This is a genomic window from Ligilactobacillus acidipiscis DSM 15836 (assembly GCF_001435755.1).
In the GTDB taxonomy this organism is placed as follows: domain Bacteria; phylum Bacillota; class Bacilli; order Lactobacillales; family Lactobacillaceae; genus Ligilactobacillus; species Ligilactobacillus acidipiscis.
The window spans coordinates 1-1,780 of the sequence record NZ_AZFI01000255.1; the positions used below are offsets into that span (position 1 = coordinate 1).

2 protein-coding genes are annotated in these 1,780 nt (G+C 41.6%); both read right to left on the minus strand.

Annotation, left to right across the window (positions count from 1 at the left end; translation table 11 throughout):
• Window positions 1–166: 166 nt before the first annotated feature.
• Window positions 167–625: a universal stress protein gene (locus tag FC65_RS10460; RefSeq protein ID WP_056972669.1), complete on the minus strand. Its 459-nt coding sequence runs from the start codon at window positions 623–625 to the stop codon at window positions 167–169.
• Between the two features lie 86 nt (window positions 626–711).
• Window positions 712–1,647, minus strand: coding sequence for a CPBP family intramembrane glutamic endopeptidase (locus FC65_RS10465; protein ID WP_056972670.1), 936 nt, complete (start codon window positions 1,645–1,647; stop codon window positions 712–714).
• Between the last annotated feature and the right edge of the window lie 133 nt (window positions 1,648–1,780).

Consider the following 1,780-nt stretch of genomic DNA (forward strand, 5'->3'; position numbering starts at 1 on the left):
GGCTAGTACTTTGCCATTCTTTTAGCCGATTTTGTCAAATTGGCTAATTCTTCGCCTGTCTTTTAGCCGATTCCGATTGTTTGCAAACCAAGAAGTACTTAATAAAACGAAGCAGTCACATAAAAAGCCAGACGTTTCTCGTACTTACGAAAAACATGCCTGACTTTTATTTTTTTGTTATTAAAACATCACACTGAGCAGCCCTAGGAACGTAGGAAGTTACTGAACCAGCAAGCATTCGTTTGAACAAACTCATTTCAGTTCCGCCGATCACTAGCAAATCATTGTGATACTCAGGCTGAAAGTCATCTAAAATCACTGTTCTAGGATTGCCAAACCGCAGATGGACAAAGACTTGTTCTGGATCTAACCCGTCGTTTCGCAGTATTTTTTCCCTTAGTTCAGTTAAAAACTCTTCATTAGATTGTTCAATGTCATAGATGTCTTGACCATCGATCACAGTCTGGCCCCCTGCCTCATACTGTAATGAATTAATATCTATGACCCGCAAAATATCTAATCTTGCGTGATTGCGTTTCGCAGTGGCGACGGCTTTTTCCAAAGCCCGATCGGCACCTGCAGATTTATTGACCGCAACCAAGATTCGTTGATAGTTAAGTGTCATATCGTCACACGCCCCCTAAAATAAACTTATGTTTAACATCATACTCCATTTTCGTTATGAAAGCCATTTCAAAAGCTGCCTTTGACTTATTTATGACTCAAATTTGCTACCATCATGATGATCGATAAGACCGTGATCACGATCCCCAACCAGTTGCCAAAAACTAATTTAAGCTCGTGGCGGCGTAAACGGTGACGAGCATACCAACTTTTAATACGCTGCCGTTTTTGCCATAAGATCCACGCTCCAACCAACCCGCCACCGACAAAAATAATAACATTAAGTACACTGCTGGCTTGCTTAGGCAAAGCATCTAAGATCCGTCCAAACACATCGCCTAATACTAAGTTATTAAAAGAATGGAGAACAATCGACCACTTGATCCCAAATTTAAGCGCAACAACCGCCAGAATCAACCCGATACCAAATGCGAACGGTGATTGCATAATATTAAGGTGATAAAGTCCAAATAAGCCGGCTGACAATAAGATAGCTGCACTGATCCCATAAGGCTGAACACTACGCAAGACAAAACCACGGAAAACGATCTCCTCTGTGATCGGCGCTAAAAATCCTGAATAAAGAAACATCGACCAAGTCTCACTGCCTGCACTAGCGGATTTCAGCTCGGCATTTGCCGTAAAACCCAACTGATTCAATAAGGATTCTAAACCATTTGAGTAAACCGTAAATATTAGTTGGATCAATAACATCAAAGCAACTAAACTGACAAACTTTTGCCAGGTCATCCGCGAACGTCCAGTTTGAAAAAAAGTTTTTCTCAGTCGTGGTGAAGTCGCAACAAAAATGACAAATAACCCCGCCGCGACAGCTACAAAATAAGGTGAACCAATTTGGTCGATCTTATCGCCGTGCATGAGTTTGGGATCATAAAATACTTCGACTAACACGGCAATCGTCGCCATGAGCTGGAACACGATGGTGTAAACTGCTCCGATCAGCCAAACTTTTTTGACTGAGCGTTGATACTCTTCCCGCTCAAATACACCGATGAAGCGCACCTGATCACCACTTTCGTTAATTACTAATATTCATGATTATAATCTTATCACAACAAGCGATGCAACCAAAAGACAAGCGTTTCATAGTCGGGTTGCGGCAAACAAGAAGTTCCGTTTATCCAACTTAAACAGC

Coding starts and splice junctions, on each gene's coding strand:
- FC65_RS10460 (WP_056972669.1), bottom strand. CDS start 625: ATGACACTTAACTATCAACGAATCTTGGTTGCGGTCAATAAATCTGCA.